Here is a 26,902-nt window from a genome sequence, read left to right as displayed (position 1 = left end):
AGAGGGGTATAAAAGAAATTTATTGGCGCGGATAACAAGATAAACGTTCCAATAACGTATCAAGTTTTCGTATTATCAACTGGAAATGAAAGCGAAAATACTGACCGGGCGGAACGAACACTGCCGGAGGGAAGGTAATCGCGTCTCATATGAAGAAATTCCGGCGGAAAGCTGCCTTTTGATCCCCAGATCCCAGGAGTGCGTGAAAATGTTCGCCTTGAAATACCTCTCCCGCTCTCTCTCCCTGAGCACGGCGTGTCTTCTGACGACGTCGCTGTGTCATGCTGCACTGGCACAGGGAACATTACAGGGCAGGGACGTGACTTCGTCGTCCGGGAAAAAGACCGTCCATGTTGCTCATCCTGCTGACACCTCCTCTCGTTCCGTTAAAAAAATGGATCGCAGGAAAGTGACACAGGTCAGCGCGAAGGACACGGAAAGCATTGCCGTTCGCGGGACGCAGGTTCCGGGAGAAAGCGTTTTTTCGGCCTCCACGCGGGAGCATAGTACGGTACAGGTTTTCCGGTATTCTTCGCAGCAGCTCAAGGAGACCGGTCAGACCAACATCCTCGCCGCGCTGTCCCAGCTTTCCGCTGCCGTGACGTCATCTCCTTTCGGCGGCATGGGCAGCAACGGCTTCAACAAGACGATGCAGTTGCGAAACCTTGGCGCGGATCAGACGCTGATGCTGGTCAACGGCAAGCGCCGGCATGTGGACGCCAATTTCAATTATTATCAGGCCGGTCCGAACTACGGGACGGACCCGGCGGATCTGTCCCTGATCCCGGTCAGCGCGATTGACCATGTCGAGATCATCACTGAAGGCGCGAGTGCGCTGTATGGTCAGGATGCCGAGGCCGGTGCGGTCAATATTGTTCTGAAGAAAGACAGCAAGGGCGGCTCGATCAATCTCCAGAACAGCGGCTTTTATGCGGGAGACGGGCAGTCCTTCGATGGCAATGCCGATTATGGCTTCGCCCTGGGGCATCATGGCGGTTATCTGAACGTGGCGGCCCAGATCAACAACCAGCTTTCCACCAACCGTTCGGGCGATTATCCGTCCAACCTGTATTTTGCGGGGGATCCACGCAACGAGACCGCCAGCAAGGACGTGCAGCGTCTGGCAGGCAATATCCGGATGCTGCTTGAAACCGCCAGCGTCAACATGGCCTATCCGGTGACGGATAACTGGGAAGTCTACAATACCTCGACTTTTGCCCATAAGGACATCATTGCGCCTGAGACGTATCGTGCGCCGTCCAACGATAACGTTGTGCGCGCGCTCCATCCGAATGGCATGGAGCCGATGTGGCATGCCGAGGAATGGGATTTTCAGGTTAATAATGGCATCCGCGCGCATAGTTTTCTGGGAATGCAGTGGGATTTCTTCGTCAATTATGGTCGTAATCAGCAGATCAACCATATTGTTGATACAGACAACCCCACGATGGGACTGGACAGCCCGACGAGTTTTTACACGGGACAGTTTGTCTCTACCGAGCTGGATGCCGGGTTCAACAGCACGAAGATCATCAAGACGTCCTTTCTGCCACGTCCGGTCAATCTGAGTTATGGTTTCGATTATCGTTTCGATACCTATCAGGTTGGCAAGGGTGATGAGGCGTCTGTGGAGAATGGCGGGGTTCCTATTCTCGATGGGCCGAATGCCGGGAAAATGGCGTCTGCGGGTGCGGTGGACAAATTCGGAATTCCTGCGGCGGCTGGCAGCATTCTGAACCGTGGTATTTTCGACGGGCACGTCAATCTGGATTTCTATGTTACGCCCAAATGGGAATGGACGCTCGGTGGCCATGCGGTCAGCTATGACGATCTTGGCGTTCACCCTTCAGGCTCAGTCGGAACACGCTATAATGTGAGCAAGAACCTTGCGTTCCGGGGGAACGTCAACACGGGATACCGGGCGCCGACGCTTGCGGAGGAAGGGTTCTTTGCCGAAACGACATTCCCGACATACCGGACGGCGCAGCTTCCGGTGAATTCGAACTGGGCCAAGGTTCTGGGCGCAACGAAGCTGCGGGGTGAGCAGTCCCGGAGCTACAGCATTGGTGTGGATGCCACGCTGCTGCCGAACTGGACGCTGACGGCTAATCTCTATCGGATTTCCATCAACGACCGTCTGTATAACAGCACCCAGTTCGGCGGGACCGAAGTGGAAAGCCTGCTCTCTGCGGCCGGGCTGCCCAACGTGCTGTATGCGGCCTATTACGGCAATCCGGTCAATACGGTTACGAATGGTGGGGACGTCACGACGGCCTATCATCTGAAGACGGGACATCTTGGTGACTTCGACTTCCGCTTCTCCCTCAATATCGCGGATAGTGAAATTTCGCACCATAACGCGACCCCCTCGACCCTTCAGCAGCTTGGGCTGTCGTCCTTCAACCGGACGAATGCGGAATATCTGCTGCATTCTTCGCCCAAAAATATCGAAAACCTGACAGTTGTCTGGCATCGCGGACCGTTCTCGGCCCGTGTGCAGGAGCAGCGTTTCGGGTCTTATACATGGGTTGCGGCACCGTCTCTGACGCAGGCCCAGTGGACCTATGCCAAGCCGTCCTACATCACCAATCTTGAACTGGGATATGACATCACCAAACGATGGCATGTCGCAGGGGGCGCTTTCAACCTTGGGAATCATTATCCGGGCAAGGCGAACGCGGCCTCGCGCGCGGCACTGCAGAATGCGTTTATTTATCCCAACAACTCGCCTTACGGCTTCAGTGGCGGCATGTATTACGTCAAGACGGCCTTCCAGTTCTGAGGGGGCCGTTCCTGAACCATTGTCCTGCCGGTTCTGCGATATCCTGCCCTTTTGGGCAGGATATTTTTTTTGCCGGTACGGTTGGTGGCGGGTCTCCTGTTCCGGTATCGTAAAAAGATCGGCGTCATTGTCGGAGCATAGGAAAGGACAGAGACGTTCATGATGGATTTCAAGTCTCTTGAGACGGTTCTGTGGATCGAGCGGCTGGGGAGTTTCCGGGCGGCAGCCGATGCCCTGCGGATGACGCAGCCAGCGGTGTCCGTCCGGATTTCGCATCTTGAGGCGCTTCTGGGGGCCAGTATTTTTCATCGGGCCCCCAAATCCATCACGCTCACGCCGGTCGGAATGACGGTGGTGCAGTATGCCCGTCAGATCCTCGATCTGCGTGATGAAATGATCCAGACGGTCAAAGGACATCAGGACGCAACCGGAATCCTGCGTATCGGAGCGATTGAAACCATTTCACAGACCTGGATTTCAGATCTTCTGATCGAGATCCGCCACAAATATCCAAATCTGACAGTGGATCTGGAGATTTCGGTTTCGGATGAAATCTCCCGGAAAATCACCAAGGGGATGCTGGATGTGGGTTTCTTTCTGGGGCCGGTCAATTCACCGCGTCTGATCGAAAGCGAGCTGTGCAACTACGAGACTGCGATGGTTGGCAGGGAACATTTCGCGCTGCCCAGCAACGGCAAGCTGGATCTGGGGCAGGCGCCGTCGATTTCCATCATGACCCTGTCGCGCAACACCATTCCCCATTCGGCGATCCGCAATTTTCTGGCGCGGGAGGGGATCGTCCATCACCGGGTGGACACCATGAGTTCCCTGCCGTCCATTCTGGCGCTCACGCTGGGGGGAGAAGGGCTGGCCCTGCTGCCCTATGCGGTCATGCGGGATTATCTGGCCAGCGGGAAGCTCCGGGTGTTCGAGACAGGCATGAAGCTGCCTCTGCTGCGGTGTGTCGCAGGGCGGCTGATCAGTCATGGTTCGGCGATTGTCGAGGACGTCATCTCCATTGCGGAACGTGTGTCGGCCAATGTGACCTGAGGGTCAGGCGGTCCGCCGGACGGGCGAGGAAAGTGTGTAGACCGTCGTTATGGCGCCCAGGGTGGCACAGGCTGCGACCAGAAAGACCCCCGAGAGCGGAGAGTGCAGATGCTCGCGCATCCAGCCGATGGCGTAGGGGCCCACAAGGCCGCCGATCGCGCCAAGGCTGTTGATCCATGCAAGCCCTGTCGCCAGTGTGCGTTTTTCGAGCACATGGGGCGTTACGGTGAAGATCATGGCTGTGACGCAGAGGGCTGCTGCGAGTGCGATGGTCAGGAAAACCAGTGCGATTGCGCCGTGGGACTGCAACAGGAAAGTCAGGACCAGACAGAGGGCAACTGTCAGGAAGGGGCCGGCCAGATGCCAGCAGCGTTCGTTATGTCTGTCGGAGCTGCGGGCGTTGAGCACCATGGCCAGGGCGGCGACGGCGAAGGGAATGGCCGTATAGAAGCCGAGCTGTCCGGGAGCGGGAGCGATAACCTGCTCGATGAAGGTCGGTACCCAGAAGACGATCCCGTAATTGCAGACGGCCTGACAGAAACAGATGACGACGAGGAGCAGGACTTCAGGCTGTTTCAGCGCGGCGAATACGGATGTCGTGTCGTTTGTGGAGATGTTCTGGGGCGGAAGGCGGGTCAGGATGGCCTGTTTCGTGGGGGCATCCAGCCATGAGGCTGAGGCCGGTCCGTCGTCTAGGCGTTTCAGAACGGTCAGTCCGAGCAGCAGGGGCGGGATTGCCTCGATCAGGATCATCCATTTCCATGCGGGCACTGACAGGACCTGATCGAAGGCGCCCAGAAGATAGGTGGAAACCGGGCCACCGATGGCACCAGAGAGCGGTATGGCGATCAGGAATCCCGTGGTGACGCGGGCGCGGATCGAGTCCGGGAACCAGAGGGCGAGATAGTACAAAACGGCCGGATAAAAGCCTGCCTCCGCGGCGCCGAGCAGGACACGCAGGGCGCAGAATTCCCAGGCCGTACTGATGATGACGAACAGGAAGGAAATCAGGCTCCATGCGATCATGATCGTGGCGATCGTCCGGCGGGGGCCGAATTTTTCGAGCAGGAGCGCGGAGGGGACCTGAAAGACGATGTATCCTACGAAGAACAGTCCGGCGCCCAGCCCGAAGGTTGCATCCGAGAAGTGGAGGTCCTGTTCCATCGCCGCGCGGGCGAAGCTGAGATTGATGCGATCCAGATAGGAAAACATGTAGCAGACGACCAGCAGCGGGATGATGCGCCGGACGGCCACCCGGAAGAGCGTGTGATCAGAGGGCACGGAATCATCCTGAGCGTGTGGAGGCATAACGCTGGTTTATATTATTTTCCCGGAATGTTCCGAGACAAGATTTTCATAATCGGGAATGGGAATATCCGTCACGAGCATGGCGCCGGGAGCATGTGTGATGGCAAAGGGAAGACGGCTTGCGGCCAGAACGGCCTGGGGTGTCACTCCGCAGGCCCAGAAGGCAGGGAGCTCATGGGAGCAGATTTCGGTGCGGGCGCCGTAATCGGGTTTTTCGATGTCGATGATGCCGATTTCTTCGGGAAAGCCGATCTGGACTGGTCCGCCATGAGCCAGAGGGATGCGGGAACTGATTTCCGTGGCCTTGATCAGGTCTGGCGAGCGGAAAGGACGCATCGAGACGACAACTGGGCCGGAAAATGGTCCGACGGGTGTGCAGGCAATATTCGTGCGGTACATCGACACGCCCAGACCCGTTTCGAAATGCCGCATGGGGACGTTGCAGGCCATGAAGGCGTTTTCGAAGGAAAAGGAACATCCCAGCGCAAAAACGACGAAATCGTCCTGCCAGAACGACAGAATATCCGTCACTTCGTCTGTTAAAACTCCATCCCGCCAAACGCGGTAAAGCGGCAGGTCGGTCCGGATGTCGAGGTTACGTCCCAGCGCCGGGGTATCATATTCGCCGGGTTGGGACATGCCGACGAGGGGGCAGGGCTTGGGGTTCAGGCGGCAGAATTCTGCGAAATCCTCGGCATATGCTTTGGGGAGGATGACCAGATTGGCCTGGATGAAACCTGCGGCCATGCCTGCGGTGACGGTTCCGGCCGTGTTGGACCGGCACAGCGCGCGGACGTCTTCGGGCGATGTGTGGAAAAGGGGAGGGATCGGCAAAGCGGATTCAGACATCGTTTGCGTCCTTGTTCGCGGCAGACAGGCCGGGCGATGACAGTGATGGTTCCGGAAGGCTAACAGTCGTTGCGTTCGGGATTCAAATCATCAAAATAAATGTTGAGGTATAAATATCCGTTATGGGCGTTTTTTGTGCTTAAATCTTTTGACGGCATTGCATTGGAATGTTCAGAATGAATGCTCCGGAATAAAAATCCGACGCTTTTGGATATTGTATGCATCATGAAACGAACCGGTTCTCAGGCGCCCGGCAGGCTGGATCTTCCGTGAGCGGATGTTCTGGCGCATGACGACGTCACCTGTGCGCCTTGCTCTGGGGAGCGCGATCGGGACCACGTTCGAGTGGTATGATTTCATGGTTTACAACACGCTTGCGGCGCTCGTGTTTAACCATGTCTTTTTTCCCGAGGCGCTGCCGTGGATGGGAACCCTTCTGGCGTTCTCGACCTATGCCGTGGGATATGTGTCGCGGCCTTTGGGCAGTGTGATCTTCGGCTGGCTCGGGGACCGGACCGGGCGCAGGCATGTTCTCATGCTGACGCTGGCGCTTATGGGGCTGACGACGGGTCTGATTGCACTGCTGCCCGGTTATGCGCGGCTTGGGGCGATCAGTCCGGTTCTGCTTGTTCTGCTGCGGTTTTTGCAGGGGATCGCATTGGGTGGAGAGTGGGCTGGCGCGCTCCTTCTGACGGCGGAACAGAATTCGGAAACGGCGATGGGCATGGGTGCGACATGGTCCCAGCTTGGGCCGGGGCTTGGAACGGTCCTGTCCGCAGGGGTGATCTGGGGGGTGACGCGCTCCATGGATGCCGCGTCTTTTCAGGACTGGGGATGGCGTCTGCCGCTGTTTCTGAGTCTGCTGCTTCTGGCGGCGGGATGGGTGGTCAGGTCTTCCCTTTCAGAGCCGCCCCAGTTTGCCGAACGCAAAGCGCGGGGTGAGGTTCTGGCCAACCCGGTGGGCGCGGTCCTGCGTCATCATGGGCGCTCCCTGCTGATCGCTGCGAGTACCCGGATCGGGCCGGATGTTCTGTATGCGCTGCTGACGGTTTTCAGCCTGAGCTATGTGACCCAGACGGGGGAGCATACGCGGTCTGCGGCACTGATGGCCGTGTTTGCGGGATCGGCCTGGGGGGTGATCGTCACGCTGCTGGCGGGGCGGTTCAGCAACCGCTGGGGGGCGAAACGGATTTTCCTTGTGGGGACGGTTTGTGCCCTGCCTGCCGCGTTTGTGTTTTTCTGGTGTGCGGCTTCCCATCAGGCGCTCCTGCTGGGGTTAGGAATCTGTCTTGGTCTGTCGGTTCACGCCATCATGTATGCGGTTCAGGGCGCTCTGATCAGCCAGCAGTTTCCGGTCGAGGTCCGCTATTCCGGCTCTTCGATCGCCTATACCTGCGGCAGTCTTGCGGGGGGTGGGGCTTTTGCGCCGCTTATCATGGTGACGCTGTTCCGGGCGACGCATCTCGAACTGTCCATTTCTCTTTATGTGGTCGTGGCACTTCTCGTTTCTGGCGCGGGCGCGATGCTGGCCCGCGGGACGCGCTGAGTGTGGCTGACTGATTCCAACAGGAACGCTGAAATATGGAAATTTTCTATCCCGATCTGACTGCGGTCAGGGAGGTCATTGTGGCTGGCTGGGCCGGGCGGGATGCGGCGGATGTGCAGCATCATATCGACGAGCTGGCGGCCCTTGGGGTGGCGCCGCCTTCGGACGTGCCGCTGTTTTACCGGGTCGGGCATGAAACCCTGAGCACGGCGCCTGTGATTGATGTGCTGGGCGGCCAGACTTCGGGCGAGGTCGAGCCGGTTTTGTTGCGTACACAGAGCGATCTGCTGGTGGGCGTGGGGTCCGACCATACGGATCGTGAAAGCGAAGCCTATAGTGTGGCGTTGTCCAAGCAGGTCTGTCCCAAGGTCAGCGGTCGGGCGTTCTGGCGGTTTGCGGATGTGGCGGATCGGTGGGACGAGATGGTGCTGCGGTCCTTTACGGCTGAAAGAACGCCTTATCAGGAAGGGCTTGCGGCGTCCCTGCTCAATCCGCTGGATCTGGTGGCGCGCTGGGAGCAGCGGGAGGGCCGGGTCTTTGGGCCGGGGAGCCTGATGTTCTGTGGAACAGTTCCTACGCTCAATGGCATTGTCCGGACCGAGAGCCTTACCGTCGAGCTGTCTGATCCGCGGACCGGGAGTGTGCTGTCGCACCATTACGCCATCCGGGAGCTTCCCGTGGTTGCGTGAAGGGGCTTTTGGGCATGGACAAGCGGGAAGGGTATGCCATCATTCCGCTCCTTGCGCTTCTTTACTGTGGAAAACCAGCACCATGAGTCTGTGTTTCATTACACAACAGATCCATCCCGATGCCGTAACCTGTCTGAACGAGGCCGGAATCACGACCCGTTATGCTACGGAACCTTCGATGGAGGCGGTGATTCGCGAAATCGGCGACGCGGATGCGGTGATTACGCGCGATCTGGGACTGAGCGAAGAGGCGCTGCGCGCCGCGCCGAAGCTGAAAATCATTTCCTGTCACGGTTCGGGCACGAACCGGATCGCCAAGGCTGCTGCAGCGGAGCGGGGCGTTCTGGTGACGAATGCGCCCAATACCAACAGTCGGTCCGTTGCGGAAATGACGATCGGGCTTCTGCTGGCGGTCATGCGGCGTCTGTGCGAGGCAGATCGTGCCGTGCGGGAGGGGAACTGGGCGTTTCGTTATACAAATAACGGCACGGAACTGCACGGACGGACGATCGGGCTTGTGGGGTTTGGCGCCATTGCCCGGCATGTCGCGCAGATTGCGGGGCAGGGGTTGGGAATGCGCGTTGTGGCGTGGTCTCCGAGCGTTCCGGCGGAGGTGTTCGAGACCGCGGGCGTGGAGCGGGCGCAGAGCCTTGAGGACCTTCTGGGCGTCTCGGATGTGCTGTCGCTGCATCGTCCGGCGCAGGGGAGCGGTCAGCCCACGATTGACGCTCAGGCGCTGTCGCGCCTGAAGAAAGGCGCAGTTCTGATCAATACCAGCCGGGGCGGGGAGGTGGATGGTCCTGCGCTGGCGAAGGCTCTGGAGACGGGGCATGTCGGCGGAGCGGGGCTGGACGTGATGTCGCCCGAGCCTCCGCTGTCGGATGATCCGTTGCTGCGGGCGCCGAATGTGGTTCTGACGCCGCATATCGGCGCGACGACGGAACAGGCCTTGCGCCGTATGGCGATGCTGTGTGCGTCGCAGGTTCAGGACGCGCTTGCGGGGCGTGTGCCGCCGCATTGTCTTTGAACAGTTGAGTTCCGCGCCCTTCCGTTTCGGGAAGGGCGCGGGAGACAGTCAGGGGGTGCCGAGGCCGCCGCCGCCCGGTGTCAGGAGGACGAGCACATCGTCCGCTTCCAGAACCTGAAGGCCCTTGCCGGCGAGCTTGCGGCCTGAGGCGGTTTCGACCCGGCCTGCCGCGCCGTCCTGTCCGCCGAGTGCGCCACGGGCCGGGTGATCGACGCGGTCAAAGGCGGCCAGCAGCTCGAAGGGCTGTTTCTGGGTGGTGCCGATCTTCATGATCTGCCCGTCGCCGCCTTTGGTCAGGCCAAGCCCGCCGCTGTTTTCGCGCAGTTCTTTTTCCCAGAAGATGAGCGGGCACTGGATTTCCGCGATTTCAATCGGGGTGCCGTGTACGCCGGATGGAAAAGCCGTGGCGGACAGGCCGTTCAGGCCGGGGCGGGCCCCGGTACCGCCATTGGTCGTGATGGCGAGCGCGTAGGTCTGGGGCGTGGTTGCTCCTTTCGGGAACCACTGTCCGCGCACGGCAATGTTCCACAGGCAGGATGTGCCTTCTGCTGGAACGCGCTCGGGCAGGGGCGTGCGGAGGCATCCGAACACCATGTCCGGCAGCATCTGTCCGATGACGTGCCGGGAGGAGACGGGGGCGGGACGCATTGCGTTCAGGACGGAACCTTCTGGTGCCTCGACGTGATAGGGAGCCAGTGAGCCTGCGTTGTTGGGGACGTCTGGCGAGATCGCGCAGGCCAGCCCGAAGACCGTATAGGCGCGGGTATAGGCCATCGGGACGTTGATCCCGCGTCCGACAGCAGGCGGTGAGCCGTCATAGCTGACGCTGACGCGGCTTTCGCCAACCGTGAGCTTTGCCTTGAGCGTGAGTGGCGCATTGTAGCCGTCGATGGTCATCTCGTGGGACCACGTGCCCTGCGGGAGGGCTGCGATCTTGTCGAGGACGGCCTGGCGGGAACGTTCGATGATGAAATCGGCCAGCGGTTCGAGACTGTCGAGGTGGAACTCGTCCATCATGTCGCACAGGGCGCGGACGCCGACATCATTGCAGGCTGCCAGAGAGTAGGTATCGCCTTCCGTATCCACCGGCAGGCGCGTATTGGCGCGGATCATGGCCATCAACGTCTCGTTGATCTGTCCCTGATCAATCAGCTTGAGCATCGGGATCGAGAGGCCTTCCATGAAGACGTCCGTTGCTTCCGGCCCGTTGCCCAGGCCGCCGATATCCATCAGATGGCTGGTGCAGGAGAACAGTCCGACCAGACGGCCTTTGTGGAACGCCGGGGTCGTGATGACGAAATCGTTGAGATGCCCCGTTCCCATCCACGGATCGTTCGTGATGTAGGCGTCACCCTCTTTCATGGTCGAGACGGGGAAGTGACGCAGAAAATGGCCGACGGATTCCGCCATGGAATTGACGTGGCCGGGTGTGCCCGTCACGGCCTGCGCGATCATCCGGCCTTGCAGGTCGAAAATGCCGGCCGAGATGTCTTCGCATTCGCGGACGATGGGGCTGAATGCCGTGCGGATCAGAACCTGCGCCTGTTCGCCGACCACGGCAATCAGGCGGTTCCACATGATCTGGAAGTCGATTTCCTTATGGGAGTGCGCGCTCATCAGACGGCGTCCTTCATGTCCAGAATGATGTTGCTGCTGCCGTCCAGATGGGCGGTGTAGCGGGAGGAAACGTAGGTCGTGGTTTCTTTTTCGGCGATTAGGGCAGGGCCGGGAACGCGGCTGCCTGGTCCCATGTCCGTACGTTCGTAGACCGGGAGGGCGACATGCGTGCCGGTTGCGCCGTCGAAAAGTTTCCGGATGTCGGCGGAGACTGCGTCATGCAAGGCCGGGGCGGCCTCGAAGGGCGGATATTTTCGCGGGGTGGTGGAAACGCTGACGGACCAGTTCAGGATTTCGACGGCGGCATGGGGGATGACGCGGGAGAACTGACGGGCATATTCCGCTTCGAAGGCGTCCCGCAGGGCCGAAAGATGGTCGCTGCTGATGGCGCCGTCGGGCAGCGTGACGATGATTTCGTGTCCCTGTCCGACATAGCGCATGAAGGCCGCGCGCCTTGTGTGGAGGGTTTCCGTCCGGGCGTCGTCCTGCACCATGCCGTGGGCGGCCTGCGTCATGTCGTCGAGCAGGGCCGAGACTTCCGCTGAACTGAAGCTGTCGTCCAGACGCATGGGGAAGGAGCGCACCAGCTCGAACGAGACGGGGGCGGCGAGGAAGCCCACGGCCGAGCCGACGCCTGCGTTCGAAGGAATGACGAGACGCCGGATTCCAAGCTTTTCCGCGACTCGCGCGGCATGGAGCGGGGCCGCGCCACCAAAGGCGATCATGGTATGGTCGCCGATAACGGCGCCACGTTCGGCGGCATGGACGCGCGCTGCGCTGGCCATGTTTTCGCACACGATTTCATAGACCGCATGGGCGGACATTTCCGCCGACAGACCCAGCGGGGTGCCGATATCGGTCAGGAGTGCTTCGGCCGAGCGATCCGGCTGGAGCTGGATGCTGCCGCCCGCGAAGTTTTCCGGGCGGATCAGGCCGAGCATCACGTCCGCGTCCGTAACGGCGGGGCGCTTGCCCCCCAGTCCATAACAGGCGGGGCCTGGAACGGAAGACGCGCTCTCCGGCCCGACGACAACGCGTTTCATGGCGTCCAGATGGGCGATGGAGCCGCCGCCAGCGCCGATCTCGACCATTTCGATCACGGGAATGCGCAGGGGCAGGCCGGAGCCTTTCATGAAGCGGGCCGTGCGGTCCACTTCGAAGAAACGGGACGATGCGGGTTCGCCGTCTTCGATCAGGCAGACCTTGGCGGTTGTGCCGCCCATGTCGAAGGACAGGACGCGGTTTTCGGCCAAACGCTCGGCGCATTGGGCGGCGAAAATCGCACCGCCCGCCGGGCCGGATTCCACCAGGCGGACGGGGAACTGGCGCGCCGTTTCCAGCGCGGTCAGGCCGCCACCGGAGGTGACGAGATAGAGTGCGCCTTCAAAGCCCCTGGCGTCGAGGGCTTCGCGCAGGCGGCCCAGATAGCCCGCCATCAGGGGCTGGACGTAAGCATTCGCGACGGTGGTGGAGGTGCGTTCGTATTCCCGGATTTCGGGGCAGACGTCGCTTGAAATGGAGATGGTGATGTCCGGCATCGCCTCCTGAAGAAGCGCCTGTACGCGCCGTTCATGGGCCGGATTGGCATAGGCATGGAGGAACGCTACCGCGATGCTCTCGACGCCAGCGTCGCGAAGCTGGGGCACGAGCGCCAGAACGGCGGCTTCATCCAGGGGAAGCTGGACGGTGCCGCGGGCGTCCATGCGTTCGGGAACGGTGAAGCGCAGGTCGCGGGGGACGAGCGGGCTGGGCTTTTGCAGCATCAGGTCATACTGGTTGAAGCGGCTTTCAGTGCCGATTTCCAGAATGTCGCGGAAGCCCTGCGTTCCGATGAGGGCCGTGCGGGCGCCCCGGCGTTCGATGATGGCGTTGGTCGCGAGCGTCGTGCCATGCACGAACACCGTCACATCCGGAAAGCGGAGTCCGGCGTCCTCGATCACGAGGCTGATGCCGCTCATGACCCCTTCTTCGGGGGCGGCGGGGGTGGTGAGGACCTTGCGTGTCAGACGTCCCTGCGGGGTCTGGAGGACCACGTCCGTGAATGTGCCACCGATATCAGCGGCGAGACGGATTTGTGTGCTGTCGACCATGCCTGTGTTTTCCGTATCGGGTTAGAGTGCAATAGGATATCGGGAAGAGATGTTCGCTGACGGAGAGGACGAACCATGAAGGACGGGAAAACCGAGAGCCCTGCGGCGATGCCGGATGTTGCGGATATGGAACGGGCCTTCATCGTGTCCTCGTCGCATCTGGCGGTGCCGGGCAACGAGGATCTGAGCGAATTCGAATTTGCCCTGACTGTCGTGAATCATGCGTTTCATCGCTGGATGTCTCGGGGGATGGCGGCGGCGGGTCTGCCGGATCTCTCGGCGCTCGACACGCTCATTCTGCATAGCGTCAATCACCGGAACCGCGAGAAGAGCATTGCGGACCTGATGTTCACCCTGAACCTGTCCGAGCGGCATTACCTGAACTACGCGATGAAGAAGCTCGACGAACACGGGCTGATCCGGCGCAGGCGGCATGGCAAGGAAGTCTTCGTCACCACCACACAGAAGGGGCGGGAAGTCTGCATGGAATATGCGCGTCTGCGCCGGATCTGCCTGTTGGAGCATATTCCCCAGAACCGGGAAGTCGGCGGCGTCACGATCGCCGAGGTTGCCAAGGCGCTGCGTGTGCTGACGGGCTTTTACGAGCAGGCGTCGCGGTCCGCCGCATCTCTCTGAACGCGGCGTCTCAGCCATCCGGGTGAATCCGGAAGAGCACGTCATGATAGCCCACGACGCAGCCATCCCCGATCAGCGCGGGGCCGAGCGTGCCGTCTGCCGTGGCGGTAACGGGCAGGCGGAGGGGGCCTGCCTCGACAAAACCCACGATCTCGCCGGAGCGAACGGGGTGGTTTTCACCCAGCCCGTTTGAGCGGAATACGCCCATTTCGGGGCTGGGAACGGGCGTGTTTTCCGCTTTTGCGGGTGGGGCGACAGGGTGCGCCGGAGGCGTCTGACCGGGGTTCTCCGACAGTGTCAGGGCAAGCGCGCCTGTCCCGTTTTTCAGAGAAACATGACGGACATCGTGATGTCTCATCCGGCCAACCAGTTCGGGAAGGTCGTTCAGAAGGTCTTCAAGAAAAGTCATGATCCGGACTTTCGCATGAGGGCTTCGAGATAGTGCACGCTGACGCTGCCTTCGCGCACGCCGGGCTCGTTCATCAGGCGCAGATGCAGGGGCGTGGTGGTGGCGATGCCGGTGATTTGCATTTCCGAAAGGGCGGCATGCATGCGGTTGAGGGCATCCGTGCGGTCCGTGCCGTGGACGATCAGCTTGGCGATCAGGGAGTCGTAATTCGGGGGCACGACATAGCCGTCATAGAGATGTGTATCGATACGGACGCCGGGGCCGCCGGGCGCGCGCCAGTTCAGGACTTTTCCAGGGGCGGGGCGAAAAGTTTCAGGATCTTCGGCGTTGATGCGGCACTCGATGGCATGGCCTTGCGTGCGGATGTCGGCCTGCGTGAAGGAGAGGGGCTGTCCCATTGCGATCAGGAGTTGCTCGCGGACGATGTCGATGCCGGTCGTCATTTCCGTGACGGGGTGTTCGACCTGAAGGCGGGTGTTCATTTCGATGAAGGAAAATGCGCCGTCTTCGTACAGGAACTCAAACGTGCCCGCGCCGGTATAGCCCATCAGGGTGCAGGCGTTTGCACAGCGCTCGCCCAGTTCGGCGATGGCCTGCGGGTCGATGCCAGTGGCCGGGGCTTCCTCGACCAGTTTCTGGTGGCGGCGCTGGATGGAGCAGTCCCGGGCGCCGAGCCAGACGGCATTGCCCTGCCGGTCGGCGAGAACCTGGATTTCGATATGGCGGGGGTGCTGGAGGAACCGTTCGGCGTACACGGACGGATTGCCGAAGGCGCGTCCGGCCTCTTCGCGAGCCGTTTCAATGGCGTCGCGGAGGTCTGCTGCGGTCATGACCACGCGCATGCCGCGCCCGCCGCCGCCGCCTGCCGCCTTGACGATCAGCGGATAGCCGATGGCGTCGCAGATCGTCTGTGCTTCGGACAGGTCGGTCGGTAGGGCGTCTTCCGTACCGGGCAGGCAGGGGACGCCCGAGCGGCGCATCTGCTGTTTGGCGCTGATTTTGTCGCCCATCAGGCGCATGATGGCGGCGGTTGGGCCTGCCAGCGTGCGGCCGGACTGTTCCACCGCTTCGGCGAAACCGGCGTTTTCCGACAGGAAGCCGTAGCCGGGATGGATGATGTCGGCGTTCGTGAGTTCGGCGGCGCGCAGGACGCGGGCGGCGTCCAGATAGCTGCCGGATGCTGCTGCCGGGCCGATGCAGAGCGTTTCGTCCACGAGGCGCAGATGGGCGAGGCTGGCATCGGCTTCGGAATGGATGCCGATGCTGTGCAGGCCGAGCAGGCGGCAGGCCCGCGTGATGCGCAGGGCGATTTCACCGCGATTGGCGATCAGGACACGACGGGGGACGGACACTGCAGGTTCACGCATCGAGTGGCTCCACGGTGAAGAGCGGCGTTCCGGGGGAGACGGCGTCTGCATTCGCGGCCAGCACGGCGACGATCCGGCAGGGGAATTCGGCCTCGATGCGCGAGAGTGTTTTCATGACTTCGAGAATATAGAGCGGCTGTCCTTCCGCCACGATGTCGCCCGGCTTGACGAAAGGCGGCGCATCCGGGGCCGGGGAGGCGTAGAACTGGCCGTGCATGGGGGCGTTGATCGTGGTTTCGGTTTTGGCCGAAGCGGAGGCTTGTTCGAGGACAGAAAGCGTGGAGGCTGCGGCCGCCGGGGCCGGGCTGGTCGGCTGGGGGCTGCTGTCCTGTGCGCCGCGCACCAGACGGATATGCTCGCCGTCACGGGAATAGTCGAGTTCGGTAATGCCCAGCGCCTGCATCCGGGCCATCAGGGCGTCGAGGATCTTGAGATCGGGGATCATGGGGCGGTTGGCTTTCCGGTCTGCTTCAGGTCAGGGCGCGCAAAGTGATGCCCGCGGCTTCGAAGCCCGCGCGGACCTTGCGGGCGACATCCACGGATTCCGCGTTGTCCCCATGCACGCAGATCGTATCAATGCGGGTCGGCAGCATTTTTCCGGAGATGGTTTCGATGGCGCCGACCTGCACCATACGCACGGCGCGGGCGGCCGCGAATTCGGCATCATGCAGGACCGCTCCCGGCTCCTTGCGCGAGACGAGATGCCCGTCTTCCGTATAGGCGCGGTCCGCGAAGATTTCCGAGAACACGGTCAGGCCCCGCTCGCGTCCGATGCGGTCCAGATGGCTCAGGGCGATGGCCATGATGGGGAGGTTCGGATCAACAGCCTTGACCGCATTGACGATGGCTTCGGCAACGGCGGGATCGCGTTCGGTCAGGTTGCCCAGCGCGCCATGGGTTTTCATGTAGGTCATACGGTGGCCGGAATAGGTGGCGAGGGCCTGGGCCGCGCCCATCTGGTAGGCCACGATCCGTTCGATCTGGGCGGGTGTGAAGGGCATGACGCGGCGTCCGAAGCCCCACAGGTCCGGGAAGCCGGGATGGGAGCCGACGGACACGCCTTTTTCGCGTGCGATGCGGAAGGTCTCGGCCATGACTTCCGGGTCGCCGCCGTGAAAGCCGCAGGCGACGTTGGCGGAGGTCACGATGTCCAGCATCGCGCTGTCATTGCCCATTGTGTAATGGCCGAAGCTCTCGCCCAGATCGGCGTTCAGGTCGATGGTTTTGGCGGTCATGGTGTCAGAACTCCCGGACATGGAAAAACAGGGCCGTGAAAACAGGATGGGGCATCAGAAAACGAGCTGTGTGCGGAGTGTGGCGATTTCGGCAGCAAGCCGACTCAACTCCGCAGCTTCCCGCCGGATGATCTGCACCGCGTCATCGCGCGTGATGGTTTCGAAATGGACAGGTGTGCCGACGACTGTCTGGGACAGCAGGCGCAGGTCCGGCGCAATGACGGTGGCGATCTTGGGATAGCCGCCGCAGGTATTGGCATCCATCATCTGGATGATCGGCTGGCCCGCGGGCGGCACCTGAACGGTTCCGGGAAGGATGCCGTGGGAAAACAGGCTGAGCGGCCGTGAGAGTTTCAGAACGTTCTGCCCTTCGAGCCGATAGCCCATGCGGTTTGCGCTGGGGGTCAGGGTCCAGGCTGCGGAGTGGAAGGTTTGCAGGCTTTCGGGCGTGAAGACGTCGTGTTCGGCTGCGGGCAGGACGCGGATCCGGGTGCGGTCTGCGGGGGGAAGCGGGCAGGGACGCGTGAGACCGTAGCCTGCGGCGGGCATGCGCAGTGTGGAGGCTGCGAGGCAGGAGAGGCGGTCGCCTTTCTGCAGGGCGCGCCCCTCAAGGCCGCCGAAGCCGCCTTTGAGATCCGTCGAACGCGCGCCCAGAACCGGGGGCACGTCCAGACCGCCCCGGAATGTCAGATAGGCGCGGGCGCCCTGTTCCGGCGCGCGAAGGGTCAGGATCTGGCCGGGTCTGGCGGTGATGGCCCAGTCGCGCGGGAGTTTCAGGTCGTCCAGCGTGGCGGGGCAGGCGGCACCGGTGACGGCAAAGGACGTCTCGGCGTGAAAGCGCACGCGGAAGGGGAAAAATACGATCTCAATCCCGGCAGCATCCACCGGATTGTCGAGAAGCAGGTTGCCGTGGCTCAGGGCCAGACGGTCCATGGCGCCGCCCTGCGCCACGCCCATGGCCATGGCGTGAGGACGGCCGAAATCCTGAATGGTGTTGAGGGAGGAGCCGGTCAGGATTTCGATCATGAGGCCCTCACAAAACGGACGGTGTCGCCCAGGCGCAGCAGGCCGGGCTCGGGACGGAAGGCGTCGAACAGGCACAGATCCGTCCGGCCGAGGATATGCCAGCCCGACGGCGAGGTGCAGGGCATCATGCCTGCGTGGCCGCCGCCGATGACCACAGCCCCTTCCTCCACCCGCAGACGCGGGGAGTCGCGGCGGGGGATGGCCAGACGCGGGTCCAGTCCGGTCAGGTACACGAAACCTGCCATGGCGCCGATGGCGGCGACGCTGTAGCGACCGGCCATGTGGGCGTCGATGGTTTCCTCTTCCGTCAGGTTGGCGAAGCGGGCGACGAGCGCCAGATCTTCGCCGAATGCCCCGCCATAGACGACCGGCACCACGATCTCGCGGGACGGCACCTCTTCGGCAGAGGCCTGTGTCCAGACGGTCCGGAGAAGCTCTTCCATGGCGGAAGGGTCAGTCTGTACGGCGTCGAACGTGACGAGAAGGTTGTTGACGCCGGGGATTGTCTGGAGGACGTCTGGCCGGGTGTTCAGTTCGCGGCTGGTGGCCCAGATGCGCCGCTGTGTCGTGTCGCTGAACGGGCCGTCGGCGGCGTCCAGCAGGAGGCCGCCCGCGCCTGCCATGTGAATACGGGTCATGCAGTCTGATCCGGCTGGGTGCGGCCATGGAACGGCCGCCGGGGAAGGAGGGCAGCGGCCAGCGCGCCGCACAGGATGATGATGCCTGTGATGTAGAAAACGCCGTGGAAATTGCCGGTGGCCTGAAGCAGATATCCCGTCATGACCGGGGCCAGAATGCCGAGGCCGTTGGAGAAGGTCAGGGTCAGGCCGGTCACGGAGCCGAGGATTTCGTCTTCCACAAGCAGGTCCGCCAGGAGGGCCATGTTGGCCCCCGTTCCGCCTGCCATGAAGGCCATGGAGACGGCGAGGAGCGGAATGATGGTCGCGGCCGTTCCGCAGAGCGGCAGAAACCCCATGGAAGAGGCCAGAACGAGGTACAGGCACACGACCTTTCGGCGCCCTCCCAGAGAAAGGTTTGATCCGCGAACGAGCGTTTCGCCGATTTTTCCAGCCGTGATCGAGAGGATGGCCGCGCCGACATAGCAGTAGGCCGTATAGGCTCCGGACTGTTCGGTGCCGAGATGCAGGGTCTGGCGCATGATGATCGGCAGCCAGGACATCAGCAGGAAGTTGGCATAATTGGCGCAGCACTGCGCGATCACGATGCCCCAGAAAGCCGAGGAGCGGAACAGGGTCGGCACCGAGATCAGGGAAAAGGACGTGGCCTGTGTGCCGCGTGCGGGGCGCGGGTGGGTCAGGAGCCAGACCACGGACCAGACCAGCCCCAGCGCGCCGAGCAACGAAAATGCCGGGCGCCAGCCGTAATGGGCAATCAGCCACCCGCCCGAGGCGGCACCGCAGGCCAGCCCGATGGGGATGCCGCAGATGAAGGCGGTCATCATAAGCCCACGTTCGTGTAGCGGCGCCCAGGCCCGGACGACCTTGTTGCCGAGTGCGAAGGTGGGGGCTTCTCCGACGCCCAGCAGGATGCGGGTGGCGATGAAGGCCGGGACGGTGGCGGTCAGGCTGCCGAGGATCATGGCGAGCGACCACAGGGCTACGGCGGCCGCACCGATGATCCGCACGCCGAAGCGGTCCAGAAGGATCGCGCTGGGCAGGTTCAGGATGAAATAGGACCAGAGGAAGCTGGAGAGGACCCAGCCCGTCTCCCCCGGTGTGAGGGCAAATTCATGGGCGATCTGGGGCATGCCCACGGACAGGGCGGCCCGGTCTCCGTAGCAGATCACGCACATGGTGATGGTGAGGGCGTATATGACGAACCGGAAAGGCCGGCGATCTTCTGGAACTGTCTGCAAGAAATGCGCCTCTTTCCGGTGGATCTCAGTCGGTCTGTCTTTGGAAAAATCTTAGAAAGTCAGGCCGGTCTGGACATAGTACATGCCGCCGTTGAAGCCGTAAGGCGAATAGTAGGCATATTTGTATTCGTTGAAGAGCGGTGCTGCGGTCGCCTTGGGGACGCGGGTCGGGTATTTGTTGCCCAGGTTGTTCGCGCCTACCGTGACGCTCCATTTCGGCAGGATCTTGTAGCTGACGGACATGTTGGTCAGGAAAGCCGGGCGCTGTTCCATCGGGGCCGCCGTGGGGCTGGCGAGGAAGATGATGGAGCCGTAGCGCTGTTCCTGCACCATGACGTTCCACTTGCCGTAATTCCAGTTGACCGTGAGGTTTTCGCGGTTCTTTGGCGCGGAGTGCAGAAGCATTTCTTCGGCATAGGTGTTGAACGTGGACAGGCCCATGTTTGACAGGACGGCAGGGGTCTTGTTGCGGCTGCGGATTTCGTTGTCGGAGTAGTTGAATGTGAAGTCGAAGCGGAACGTGCCGGCGCGTTTCGTGTGCAGGGTGTAGTTGGTGTCGATGTCACCGCCGTAGGTCTGGGTGTTGACGGGGTTTGTGTAATAGGAGGCGTAGGTGACGTTGTTCAGGCCTGAAGCCTCGAGAATGTCGGCCACACCTGCGCCGCCGAGGGTCGTGGTGCTGGCCAGACGGTCATTGATCGCGATGTAATACAGGTTTGCGGTGACGTTCCAGTCCTTGAGGGGCGTGGCGTCGATGCCGATGCTGTAGTTGCGGGAATATTCACCCTTGATGTGACCTGCGCCGAGCGCCTTTGCGGCGGCGCTGCTGTTGGGAAGCTGGTCCACGGCGTAGTTGGCGAAGGGGGCGTTATAGAAATAATAGGTCTGGCCCAGTGTTGGCGGGCGATAACCTGTGTTGATGCTGGCGCGGATGGCCCAGTGTTTGTTGAAGTTGTAGCGCGTTCCGATCGAGCCGGTCGTGACGGTGGCGAGATGGTTGTAGCTCGTGGCACGACCGCCGAGGGACCATTCCCATTTTTTCGTGACGTAAAAATCGAGGTTGACGTTGCCGTCATAGATGTCGCGTCCACGGTTGGTGACGGCGAGCGGGACGTTGCCGGCGTGGTCGGTTGCGCCGAGGCCGACCCATGAGGCTTCTTCGCCTTCGGTCATCTGGAAGGTGTCACGGCGATATTCGCCGCCAAAGCGCAGGGCAATCGGCTTTGGCAGCCATGACGTGTTGAAGAAGCGTGAGCCGCGCAGGCCGGTCGAAAGCTCTGAAGTGATGGTTTTGCCGTCATAAAAATCGCGCGGGCTGGCATCGCCGAGAGACATGTTGTTGCTGTCGAGGGTGGAATAGGCCTGATCGTCACGGCCGTAATTGACGTAAGCGTCCCAGGCGAAGCCGAATTTATGCGCCTTGATGCCGTTGTCTGTTTCGAAGTCGTACTGGTCCATGCCGATATAGGGCTGTGCGCCATTGGGCCAGAGATTGATGTTGGTCAGGCTGTTTCCGGCACTGCGGTAGGTTTCGGCCACATGAGCCTTGCGGTGGCTGAAAGTCGAAGTGCTGTAGAGGCTGAGGTTTTCGTTCAGCGGGATCGCCATGTTTTCGCTGATGGTTTCCAGCGTTGATTTCGGAATACCGAGGCCGCGCTGCACATCGCGGCTGGCTGTTTCGTTGCGGGAATCGCCGACCGGATACAGCTGTCCCACGAAAAGGCCGCTGCGGTTGGTGGGAAGCTGGTGGGTAACCTGCGCCGCCAGGTCGAGATAGCCGCCGTTTTTGCCAAGTGCTGTGGCCCAATCCGCGTAACCGTTCAGCGCCTGCCCGTCACCGGCGTAAAAACCACTGTTCTGGAAATTGATGGAGCCGCCATGCGTGCGCTGCTTGAGGACGATGTTGACCGCACCTGCCAGAGCGTCCTGACCGTAGAGTGCGGTGGCACCTTCGGTAATGACCTCGATGTGGTCGATTGCCGAAATCGGGATCAGGGAGATGTCGGTGGGTTCGGTGCCCCAGTTGGGGCCGGCATTGGCGTTGAAATTCGCACCGATATGGCGGCGGTGTCCGTTGACGAGGATGAGCGTATCGTCGGCGGACTGGCCGCGAAGCTGCATGGTCTGGATAAAGCCGCTGTTTCCGACGCCGGACTGGGGTGGGGACGTGATGGATGCCGATGCCTGAGCCAGTGCCTGCATGACATTTGTCTGGCCGGTGGCCAGAAGCTGCGCGCCCGAAACGACTGTGACCTGTGTGGTGCTGTGAACCGGCGTCGAGGTGTTCATCACGGACTGGCCGGTGGTTGCCGTGCCGGTAACGCGCATTTCTTCAGGAGCGGATTTCGAAACGATTGAATGGCGTGTGGGCGCCTGGGGGGGCTTTGCGGCCGGGCGCGCCGTGATCTGTTTGCGGCTCTTGGCGGGGGAGGAATGTACTGGCGTTCTGGCCCGCGTCGTCGCGCCCAGTGCAGCCGGGCTGAGTGATACGATTGTGCTGAGGGCTGCGCCGCACATCAAGAAAGCCTTGGGACCAAAACACTTGTGCATGGGCATTTCCTCAATGTCCTCCGGGTCTCGAAGGGCGGCTGGTGTTATGTGCTTTTCATGAACAAATCATACATATAACGATCCTGCAATTAAAATGTTTCCCTCAGAGAACGGAGTCGGTTTCCCTCCGTTGCGTACTGAAAAACCCTGTTTCAGGCTTGGGAAACTGGCTGTGTCGGGACAGGGTTTCGTACACTTTAGTTGTTGAATCTCAAAATAAAATGTCTGATGATGATCTAAAGGAAGAATATTTATGATCCTTCGCCTGTGATCTCCGAACTCCGCACATTCGTTGTCGCCGCGCAGATGGAAAGTTTTGCCGCAGCTGCAAAAACCATCGGGCTGACCCAGTCGGCTATCAGTGCCCAGATCCGCCGACTGGAAGACGAACTGGGCTACGGGCTCTTTGAACGCTCGGGGCGGTCCGTGATGCTGACGGCGGCGGGGCGGGCCATACTCTGTCAGGTCGAGGACCTGCTGTCGTCTTTCGATGCGCTTCGCAGTGCGACGCGTGGCAGGCCCGAAACCGCGCTTTTGCGGATCGGGGCTATTTCCACCGTTCAGACCAGCCTGCTGGCTCCGGCCGTGACGAGGCTGCATGTGGAATTTCCGGACCTGAAAATCCGGATCGTTCCGGGGCTTTCAATGGGGCTTCTGGAGCGGCTGGATGCCGGGGAGCTGGATGCTGCGGTGATCGTGCGACCACCATTCGGGCTGATGCCGTATATGCAGTGGCATCCTGTGGTTAGTCAGGATTATGTCATGGTGGTGCCTGCGCCCCTGGAGAATGAGGACTGGCGCCAGATTCTGGAGACGCAGCCCTTTATCCGGTATGACAGCCGCTCCTTTGGAGGGCGCACTCTGGACCGTTTCCTGAAAATGCAGGGCCTGTCTCCGCGTCAGGTCATCGAGACCGAGGACCTGCATACGATCCTCCAGATGGTCGCCAACAATATGGGCTGTACGATCATGCCCCAGATTGGGGCAGTCAGTGTTGTTCCGAACATTCGCGTGCTGCCTCTGGGGGAAACGGGTATTACACGCGAAGTGGGGGTCATGACGTTGCGTGGCCGCGTGTCGGAAGGGCGGGACGCTCTGATTCGTTATCTGGACGAGGTGTCCGGGAATCATACTCCGTCTGCCTCCCGGAAATCCTGAGAGGGCTTCTCCGCCAATCATACGGAAAAAAGGCGCCCTGAAATCAAAGCTGCATGCCATGTATAAGGGTCACGGTCAGCCTGTTCGCCTGCATCTGATAGCGGGTCAGATCGTGATTTTAAAAGCACAGACGTGCTGCGGGTAGATTTCCCCGACGAGACAGAAGAAGTCATTGGGGACAGAGGCCGTGACCGCACCCGGATCAGGTTGTCGTTTGCAGAACTGAAAAGCTGGCGAGGTGTTGCAACCAGATACGATCGCTGCGCTCATATATTCATGTCTGCAATCCGCGTCGCAGTAAGCTTCATCTTCTCTCTCAAAAAATGATTCATGAAACTAGATGGTATATTCCAAATATGATGATGAATTTCTGAAAGATTATCAGTGTCATTATGCTGTGCGATCCGTTTCGGGAAGACGACAGGGTCTGCGGCGCATTGAGGGAGTGTCTGGACGGCTGGTCGTGTGCTGCCTAAAATAATGTGAGAATTTTGATGAGGAACGCTCATAGATGTCGCGCGAGAACTTGAATGACCTGCTCGCGTTTCTGGCCGTGGCCCGTGAGAAGAGTTTTACGCGCGCCGCCGCGAAGTTGGGCGTGTCGCAGTCGGCGCTGAGTCATACGATCCGGCTTCTGGAGGAGCGCCTTGGCCTGCGCCTTCTGACCCGGACGACACGCAGCGTGACGCCAACGACTGCGGGCGAGTATCTGTTGCGCAATATTGGTCCGCATTTTGATCAGATCGAGGTGCAGCTTGCCTCACTGGGGCAGTTGCGAGGCACGCCAAGCGGTATGATCCGCATCACTGCGACGGATGACATCACGGCCTATATCCTGCGTCCGAAGATCGAGGCCTTTCTGAAAAAATATCCTGATGTGAAAATCGAAATCAATGCTGATCTCAGGCTGATTGATATCGTATCGGAACGTTTTGACGCGGCCGTCCGTCTGGGAGAGCAGGTGACAAAAGAAATGGCGTCGGTTCCGCTGACGCCGGATATCCGTTTTGTGGTCGTAGGGTCAAAGTCCTATTTCAAGCAAAACCCGAAACCCAAGGTCCCGCCTGATCTTCTGAAGCATTCCTGTATTACGATCCGCCTGCCGACGCATGGCGGAATCTATGCTTGGGAATTTGAGAAAGACGGGCGCGATGTCAGGGTCCGTGTTGATGGGCCGTTGATTTTCAACAACGTTTTTTCCATTCGCGATGCCTGTCTGGACGGGCTGGGGCTGGCGCATTTACCGGAAATGGTCGCGGAAAAATATGTCGCTGAAGGACGTCTGGTTCAGGTGCTGGAAGACTGGTGCCCGTATTGGACCGGATATCACCTCTGCTTCCCGCACCATCATCAGAATACGATGCCGTTCTCACTGTTTGTTGAAGAAATACGGCATGGGGGCGGCTGAGTTTCGCATTCATGAGCAAAGCCGAAGACTTTATGCAGTTTTGAGGGGCTAATCGTGCGGGCAATGAGACCCTACATGAACATATGTCGGGCATTTCACGCAGCGACGAGGGAAGAGATCATGAAAGCGGTTTATCCTGTCATCTGTGCGCTCACTATGCTTGCGTCAGGCCCGGCGCTGAGGGCGGCTGATCTGAATCAGGCGATCCAGTCCACAAGCCGGGACGAGCGGTTCGTGGCGCGTGATCCGGTGCGGCATCCTCTGGAGGAATTGCAGTTTTTCGGACTGCGGCCGGATGCGAATGTTGTCGAGATCTGGCCGGGCGGAGGGTACTGGACACAGATCCTTGGCCCGTATCTGCATGATAAAGGCACCTATACGCTGGCTCTTGGGCCGGAGGACAAGGCGGGCTCGGCATTCAGCAAAATGCTGGCGGCGCATCCCGCGCTTGAGGGAAGTTTCAGAACTACGCAGTTTGATGCGGGGCATCTCGACTTCGCGCCGGCTGACAGTGCGGATCTGGTGCTGACGTTCCGCAATCTTCACAACTGGATGGAAGCGGGGAATGCCCCGCAGATGCTTGCGGCCATTCATCGGGTTCTGAAGCCGGGCGGGATTTTTGGCGTCGAAGACCATCGGGGTCATACGACGGCTCCGCAGGACCCCAGCGCGAAGGACGGATATGTCCGCCAGTCTTACGCCATTGGGCTGATTGAAAAAGCGGGTTTCAGGCTGGTTGGATCATCGGAAATCAACGCCAATCCAAAGGATACGGCCAACTGGCCCAAAGGTGTGTGGACGCTGCCGCCGACCTTTGCCCTCAAGGACAGGGACCACGCCAAATATGCGGCCATAGGCGAGGGGGATAATTTTGTCCTCAAATTTGAAAAAATTGCACACTGATCAAGACGGAGCCGGATCATGAACAAGGCTATTGCCAGCAAGATTGTTGTCATTACGGGTGCGAGCAGCGGTCTGGGAGCGCAGGCTGCCCTGCGTCTTGCGGAGCAGGGTGCGACTGTAATGCTGGGCGCACGCCGTGAAGACCGGATCAGGGCCCTTGCGGAAGAGATTACCGCCAAGGGTGGAACGGCGCTTGCAGTCGAAACTGATGTGACGGACCGCGCTTCGGTTCAGAACCTTGTCGATACTGCTGTCAGGACCTATGGCCGGATTGACGTTCTGCTCAATAATGCGGGTGTCATGCCTCTCTCACCGCTGGAAAATCTGCGCGTCGATGAGTGGGACCTGATGATTGATGTGAATATCAAAGGTGTTCTGTATGGAATTGCCGCAGCTCTGCCGCATATGAAGGCGAAAAAAAGCGGCCATATCATCAATGTGTCTTCGGTTGCTGGCCATCGCGTTCTTGAAAACAGTGCCGTGTATTCCGCCACGAAATTTGCCGTGCGGGCGCTCTCCGAAGGGCTGCGGGGGGAAGTGAAGCCCTACAATCTGCGTACGACCGTTATTTCTCCGGGCGCTGTGCAATCGGAACTGCTCGACGGCATTCATGACGAAGCGACTGCGGAACAGCTTCGGAATTTCGTACCCGGTATTGCGATCAGTGCTGAGTCTTTTGCCCGGTGTGTGGCTTTTGCGATCAGTCAGCCCGAAGATGTGGACATCAACGAAATTCTTTTCCGTCCGACCAAACAGCAGGTCTGACGCATTCCGGAGCAGGTCTGCCGCGATGGCTGAAACAGACAGGCGCGTAAAAGGCGCCCCCTATGTCCTGCGCGGCAGCCAGAAAAATTCATTACGAAAATATATCGTAATGTCCGGGTTGAGCGCGCGCAATGATGCGGCAGCCTTCATGAAAAAAACAGAACTCAACGGTTTTGCGGCATATACAGGAGTATCGGTCATGGAAATTACGCGCATTGGATCTCAGCCTTCCGTGAAGGGACCGTCTGACTGGTTTACAGGGACGGTGCGGATTGACCCGCTTTTCAATCCTCCTGAACCGGCGCGGGTGACGACGGCACTTGTCACTTTTGAGCCGGGAGCGCGGACTGCATGGCACACCCATCCGCTCGGGCAGACGCTGATCGTGACTGCTGGCTGTGGCTGGGTGCAGCGCGAAGGTGGACCGGTTGAAGAAATACGTCCGGGTGATACCGTCTGGTTCGCGCCTGATGAAAAGCACTGGCATGGCGCCACGGCCACCACGGCGATGAGCCATATTGCCATTCAGGAAAAGCAGGATGGCTCTCCGGTGGACTGGCTGGAGCAGGTTTCCGAGAACCAGTATCGCGGTTGAGTTTCCGCCAGGTGGT

The 26,902-nt window shown here is 60.5% G+C and carries 23 protein-coding genes; 11 read left to right on the top strand and 12 right to left on the bottom strand.

All coding sequences use genetic code 11. The annotated features are described in order from the left end of the window. The first annotated feature begins 208 nt into the window (after positions 1 to 208). Together HK22_RS05895 and HK22_RS05890 are read left to right on the top strand one after the other, a co-directional pair. Positions 209 to 2,782 carry a TonB-dependent siderophore receptor gene (locus tag HK22_RS05895; RefSeq protein ID WP_233142441.1) on the top strand — a complete coding sequence of 858 codons (2,574 nt, stop codon included), beginning with the start codon at positions 209 to 211 and terminating at the stop codon, positions 2,780 to 2,782. Between the two features lie 159 nt (positions 2,783 to 2,941). Further along, positions 2,942 to 3,832 (top strand): LysR family transcriptional regulator, encoded by an 891-nt coding sequence (locus HK22_RS05890; protein WP_231865414.1) that lies wholly within the window; start codon positions 2,942 to 2,944, stop codon positions 3,830 to 3,832. A 3-nt stretch (positions 3,833 to 3,835) separates the two neighbouring features. Here the strand turns inward: HK22_RS05890 and HK22_RS05885 are convergent, their stop codons facing one another. Both HK22_RS05885 and HK22_RS05880 read right to left on the bottom strand, forming a co-directional pair. Then, a complete protein-coding gene (locus HK22_RS05885) occupies positions 3,836 to 5,113 on the bottom strand; it encodes an MFS transporter (RefSeq protein ID WP_233142439.1) in 1,278 nt (425 codons plus the stop codon). A gap of 36 nt (positions 5,114 to 5,149) precedes the next feature. Continuing rightward, positions 5,150 to 5,989: a putative hydro-lyase gene (locus tag HK22_RS05880; RefSeq protein ID WP_086648657.1), complete on the bottom strand. Its 840-nt coding sequence runs from the start codon at positions 5,987 to 5,989 to the stop codon at positions 5,150 to 5,152. Positions 5,990 to 6,278: 289 nt separating this feature from the next. Here HK22_RS05880 and HK22_RS05875 point away from each other — a divergent pair, with 289 nt between their 5' ends. The 3 genes from HK22_RS05875 (at position 6,279) to HK22_RS05865 (ending at position 9,251) form a co-directional block, all read left to right on the top strand. After that, positions 6,279 to 7,535: an MFS transporter gene (locus HK22_RS05875; RefSeq protein WP_198945492.1), complete on the top strand. Its 1,257-nt coding sequence runs from the start codon at positions 6,279 to 6,281 to the stop codon at positions 7,533 to 7,535. 35 nt (positions 7,536 to 7,570) lie between these two features. After that, positions 7,571 to 8,224 (top strand): DUF2848 domain-containing protein, encoded by a 654-nt coding sequence (locus tag HK22_RS05870; protein ID WP_086648655.1) that lies wholly within the window; start codon positions 7,571 to 7,573, stop codon positions 8,222 to 8,224. 82 nt (positions 8,225 to 8,306) lie between these two features. Beyond that, a complete protein-coding gene (locus HK22_RS05865; protein WP_086648654.1) occupies positions 8,307 to 9,251 on the top strand; it encodes a hydroxyacid dehydrogenase in 945 nt (314 codons plus the stop codon). Between the two features lie 48 nt (positions 9,252 to 9,299). Here the strand turns inward: HK22_RS05865 and HK22_RS05860 are convergent, their stop codons facing one another. Beyond that, complete coding sequence (locus tag HK22_RS05860; RefSeq protein ID WP_086648653.1) at positions 9,300 to 10,868, bottom strand: hydantoinase B/oxoprolinase family protein; 1,569 nt, start codon at positions 10,866 to 10,868, stop codon at positions 9,300 to 9,302. Then, positions 10,868 to 12,958: a hydantoinase/oxoprolinase family protein gene (locus HK22_RS05855; protein WP_086648652.1), complete on the bottom strand. Its 2,091-nt coding sequence runs from the start codon at positions 12,956 to 12,958 to the stop codon at positions 10,868 to 10,870. Before HK22_RS05855 ends, HK22_RS05860 begins: the two co-directional genes overlap by 1 nt. Positions 12,959 to 13,033: 75 nt before the next feature. Between HK22_RS05855 and HK22_RS05850 the strand changes: the two genes are divergently transcribed. Beyond that, on the top strand, positions 13,034 to 13,594 hold the full coding sequence (locus HK22_RS05850) for a winged helix DNA-binding protein (RefSeq protein WP_086648651.1): 561 nt from the start codon (positions 13,034 to 13,036) through the stop codon (positions 13,592 to 13,594). Between the two features lie 10 nt (positions 13,595 to 13,604). On the opposite strand, the gene HK22_RS05845 is transcribed toward HK22_RS05850, so the two are convergent. Genes HK22_RS05845 through HK22_RS05810 form a run of 8 tightly spaced genes read right to left on the bottom strand, consistent with a single transcriptional unit; the run spans position 13,605 to position 22,057 of the window. Then, positions 13,605 to 14,003, bottom strand: a complete 399-nt coding sequence (locus tag HK22_RS05845) for a hypothetical protein (RefSeq protein ID WP_062108180.1) — start codon at positions 14,001 to 14,003, stop codon at positions 13,605 to 13,607. Then, on the bottom strand, positions 14,000 to 15,370 hold the full coding sequence (gene accC, locus HK22_RS05840; protein ID WP_086648650.1) for an acetyl-CoA carboxylase biotin carboxylase subunit: 1,371 nt from the start codon (positions 15,368 to 15,370) through the stop codon (positions 14,000 to 14,002). The genes HK22_RS05845 and accC overlap by 4 nt, the downstream gene beginning before the upstream one ends. Further along, complete coding sequence (locus HK22_RS05835; RefSeq protein ID WP_086648649.1) at positions 15,363 to 15,815, bottom strand: biotin/lipoyl-containing protein; 453 nt, start codon at positions 15,813 to 15,815, stop codon at positions 15,363 to 15,365. Before HK22_RS05835 ends, accC begins: the two co-directional genes overlap by 8 nt. Positions 15,816 to 15,840: 25 nt before the next feature. Then, complete coding sequence (locus tag HK22_RS05830; protein WP_086648648.1) at positions 15,841 to 16,605, bottom strand: LamB/YcsF family protein; 765 nt, start codon at positions 16,603 to 16,605, stop codon at positions 15,841 to 15,843. A 54-nt stretch (positions 16,606 to 16,659) separates the two neighbouring features. Beyond that, positions 16,660 to 17,631, bottom strand: a complete 972-nt coding sequence (locus HK22_RS05825) for a biotin-dependent carboxyltransferase family protein (RefSeq protein WP_086648647.1) — start codon at positions 17,629 to 17,631, stop codon at positions 16,660 to 16,662. Further along, positions 17,628 to 18,269, bottom strand: coding sequence for a 5-oxoprolinase subunit PxpB (pxpB, locus tag HK22_RS05820; RefSeq protein ID WP_062108170.1), 642 nt, complete (start codon positions 18,267 to 18,269; stop codon positions 17,628 to 17,630). The genes HK22_RS05825 and pxpB overlap by 4 nt, the downstream gene beginning before the upstream one ends. Continuing rightward, positions 18,266 to 19,507, bottom strand: coding sequence for an MFS transporter (locus HK22_RS05815; protein WP_086648646.1), 1,242 nt, complete (start codon positions 19,505 to 19,507; stop codon positions 18,266 to 18,268). The genes pxpB and HK22_RS05815 overlap by 4 nt, the downstream gene beginning before the upstream one ends. A 51-nt stretch (positions 19,508 to 19,558) precedes the next feature. Then, positions 19,559 to 22,057 carry a TonB-dependent siderophore receptor gene (locus tag HK22_RS05810; RefSeq protein WP_062027899.1) on the bottom strand — a complete coding sequence of 833 codons (2,499 nt, stop codon included), beginning with the start codon at positions 22,055 to 22,057 and terminating at the stop codon, positions 19,559 to 19,561. A 267-nt stretch (positions 22,058 to 22,324) separates the two neighbouring features. Between HK22_RS05810 and HK22_RS05805 the strand changes: the two genes are divergently transcribed. The 5 genes from HK22_RS05805 to HK22_RS05785 all read left to right on the top strand — a co-directional run bounded on the left by HK22_RS05805 (position 22,325) and on the right by HK22_RS05785 (position 26,886). Continuing rightward, positions 22,325 to 23,215 carry a LysR substrate-binding domain-containing protein gene (locus tag HK22_RS05805; protein WP_086648645.1) on the top strand — a complete coding sequence of 297 codons (891 nt, stop codon included), beginning with the start codon at positions 22,325 to 22,327 and terminating at the stop codon, positions 23,213 to 23,215. 511 nt (positions 23,216 to 23,726) lie between these two features. After that, positions 23,727 to 24,623 carry a LysR family transcriptional regulator gene (locus tag HK22_RS05800; RefSeq protein WP_062108164.1) on the top strand — a complete coding sequence of 299 codons (897 nt, stop codon included), beginning with the start codon at positions 23,727 to 23,729 and terminating at the stop codon, positions 24,621 to 24,623. Between the two features lie 120 nt (positions 24,624 to 24,743). Further along, positions 24,744 to 25,526, top strand: coding sequence for a class I SAM-dependent methyltransferase (locus HK22_RS05795; RefSeq protein ID WP_062027890.1), 783 nt, complete (start codon positions 24,744 to 24,746; stop codon positions 25,524 to 25,526). Between the two features lie 18 nt (positions 25,527 to 25,544). Beyond that, entirely contained in the window at positions 25,545 to 26,291 is a 747-nt protein-coding gene (locus HK22_RS05790) for an SDR family oxidoreductase (protein WP_086648644.1), read from the top strand. 199 nt (positions 26,292 to 26,490) lie between these two features. Beyond that, complete coding sequence (locus tag HK22_RS05785) at positions 26,491 to 26,886, top strand: cupin domain-containing protein (protein ID WP_086648707.1); 396 nt, start codon at positions 26,491 to 26,493, stop codon at positions 26,884 to 26,886. The last annotated feature ends 16 nt before the right edge of the window (positions 26,887 to 26,902 follow it).

It is taken from the genome of Gluconobacter sp. DsW_056 (assembly GCF_002153595.1).
GTDB classification, from domain to species: Bacteria; Pseudomonadota; Alphaproteobacteria; order Acetobacterales; family Acetobacteraceae; genus Gluconobacter; species Gluconobacter albidus.
The sequence above is the reverse complement of the archived record's forward strand: the minus strand, read 5'-3'. Positions and strand labels throughout refer to the sequence as shown.